Source organism: Actinoplanes sp. NPDC026623 (assembly GCF_040638275.1).
In the GTDB taxonomy this organism is placed as follows: Bacteria; Actinomycetota; Actinomycetes; order Mycobacteriales; family Micromonosporaceae; genus Actinoplanes.
Genome location: NZ_JBEZXZ010000426.1, coordinates 1 through 1,699 on the forward strand (window position 1 = coordinate 1; position 1,699 = coordinate 1,699).

2 protein-coding genes are annotated in these 1,699 nt (G+C 69.7%); one reads left to right on the forward strand and one right to left on the reverse strand.

The annotated features are described in order from the left end of the window. A partial coding sequence (locus tag AB0F10_RS45475; protein WP_360640826.1) for a hypothetical protein occupies window positions 1-282 on the reverse strand: 282 nt, incomplete at its 3' end. Between the two features lie 197 nt (window positions 283-479). On the opposite strand from AB0F10_RS45475, the gene AB0F10_RS45480 reads away from it, so the two are divergent. Further along, window positions 480-1,699, forward strand: a 1,220-nt coding sequence (locus tag AB0F10_RS45480; protein ID WP_360640828.1) for a GH92 family glycosyl hydrolase, incomplete at its 3' end; no start/stop codon positions are given.

Consider the following 1,699-nt stretch of genomic DNA (forward strand, 5'->3'; position numbering starts at 1 on the left):
GGGTTTTTTTTTGTAGTCCTCTGGGCCGACCCCCCAGTGCGGGCTGCGCTTGGTGTGGTGGGGGTTGTGGGTGTGGTCGTTGTTCACGGGGGGGGGGGGGTGCTTGCATTTCTTGTTCTGGTGGTCGCGGTGGGGGGGGGGGCCGCCGGCGCCCAGCCCGGGGGGGTCCCCGCCCCCGCGCCCGCCGGCGGCGGGCGACGCGAACGCCACGGCGGTTCCGGCGATCACCACCGCCGTCACCAGCGAGGCCGAGACGCGGGACAGGAAGGTCTGCTGCTTCATGATCATGAAGGTGGCCTGCGTTTCACTGAGGCGGTGGGCGACCGCAGTGGAGTGACAACGATGTCAGTGCGGCGAGCATAAGATCGGCATCGTAGGTCGTCAATGATTTGCAGCCCTCCGCGCATATATTGACTAAGTTAACTGTTTGTGACAACGATGTCAGCAAGGTGTTTCGCTGTCGACCCGGAGGTAGCCCCGTGGCATTCCGACTCTCCCGGCTGGCAGCCGCCGCGCTGCTGACCGCCGGCACCCTGGTCACGGGCGGCGCCGCCGACGCCGCAGTGGCGCCGGCCGACCTGGTCCGGCCGTTCGTCGGCACCCAGAACTTCGGCAACACCTTCCCGGGCGCGAGCGCACCCTTCGGAATGGTCCAGGTCAGCCCGGACACCGGCGGGCAGGGCGGCTACGACTACCAGCAGACCAGCATCTACGGCTTCAGCCAGACCCATCTGTCCGGTGTGGGCTGTGGCGTCGCCGGCGAGCTGCCGATCATGCCGACGACCGGCGCCGTCAGCAGCGTCGACCCGGAGGTCTACCGCTCGGCGTACGGCCACGCCGACGAGCAGGCGTCGCCCGGCTACTACCGGGTCGGCCTGTCGAAGTACGGCGTGAACGCCGAACTGACCGCCACCGCGCGCACCGGCTGGCAGCGTTACACCTTCCCCGCGACCGGCGCCGCCAACGTGCTGTTCAACACCGGCAAGGCCAACCAGACGGTCTTCGACTCCGAGATCCACGTCGTCGGCGACCGCACCGTCGAGGGCCGGGTGCACGCCGGCAACTTCTGCGCCGGCAAGGACGACCACACCGTCTACTTCTCGGCCAGCTTCGACCGGCCCTTCGCCGCCTACGGCACCTGGCGCGGCTCCACCCGCGGCCCGGGCAACCGGGACGCCTCGGGCACCGGCGGGAACGGGGCCTGGGTGACCTTCGATGCGAGCGCCGACCGGGACGTCGTGGTCAAGGTGGGGCTGTCGTACACCGGCGCGGACGGGGCGCGGAAGAACCTCGCGTCCGAGACCGGCGGCTCCTACGACTTCGACGCCACCCGGGCCGCCCTGCGCACCGCCTGGGCCCAGCAACTCGACGCCGTGCGCGTCGACGGCGGCACCGAGGAACGGCAGAGCGCGTTCTACACCGCGCTCTACCACTCGCTGTTGCATCCCAACGTCGCCGGCGACATCGACGGCCGGTACATCGGCTTCGACGACGCGGTGCACACCGCGAGCGGCTACACGCCGTACCAGAATTTCTCGCTCTGGGACACCTACCGGCCGCAGAACCAGTTGCTCGAACTGCTGACGCCGCAGGTCGCCCGGGACGTGGCGCTGTCGGTGGTCGCGATCGGGCGCGACGGCGGCTGGCTGCCGCGCTGGGCCCTGGCCAACAGCGAAACCAACATCATGACCGGTGACCC